The organism is Arsenophonus sp. ENCA, assembly GCF_002287155.1.
Classification (GTDB): domain Bacteria; phylum Pseudomonadota; class Gammaproteobacteria; order Enterobacterales; family Enterobacteriaceae; genus Arsenophonus; species Arsenophonus nilaparvatae.
Genome location: NZ_NHNG01000752.1, coordinates 1 through 622, shown reverse-complemented (window position 1 = coordinate 622; position 622 = coordinate 1). Strand labels below are relative to the sequence as shown.

The window sequence follows — 622 nt, the reverse complement described above, 5'->3', positions numbered from 1 at the left end:
ATCGAGAAGTTAAACAAAATTGTGGTATTGAACGCTGTCAGGCTCGCACGAGCCGAGCGCAAAGAAATCATATTTTTCTCGCTATTTCTGCGTGGTTTGAACAACATAAACGTCGTATATCTGAAAAAATAACCCTTTATCAACAAAATTGGGACGTAATCAAAAATGCTATTGCTGAGCACATCCGTGTTTTATTAGCGTACCCAAATTAGTTTTGTGCGAAACTCGTGTATGACCGTATTTACTCGCAAACTGGAATCGCCTTCTCACACCAAACGTAAGTTTGTCAAAGCGCAAAATCTACCTATCTTGGAGGGTTCTGTTTCCCTTTGCGATTATCTCAAGCAAATTGGTGAACGTAGGGCATTTATTGTCACAGAGATTTTGGATGAACAAGACTGGGTACCTTTCGAACGCTGTTATTCTTCAACAGGTAGAGCGCCGTATTCTCCTCGTTCAATGATGGGAATTTTGCTTTATGGGATCATGAAAGGGCATAAAACTAGTTGCTGAATAGAGACTTGCATTTTTTGTCACGCTATTGAGAATAAAAAGAGGTTTAACTTAGAGAATAAAGGTTTGAAATGATCAACAAAGAGCGGCTGTTACGAGATAATCGTTT

The 622-nt window shown here is 39.2% G+C and carries 1 protein-coding gene and 1 pseudogene; both read left to right on the top strand.

The window, feature by feature from the left end; all coding sequences use genetic code 11:
* Positions 1-212, top strand: a pseudogene (locus CBG25_RS19535) (hypothetical protein); the annotation flags it as partial.
* Positions 213-216: 4 nt separating this feature from the next.
* Complete coding sequence (locus tag CBG25_RS19530) at positions 217-513, top strand: hypothetical protein (RefSeq protein ID WP_290608730.1); 297 nt, start codon at positions 217-219, stop codon at positions 511-513.
* Positions 514-622: the final 109 nt, after the last annotated feature.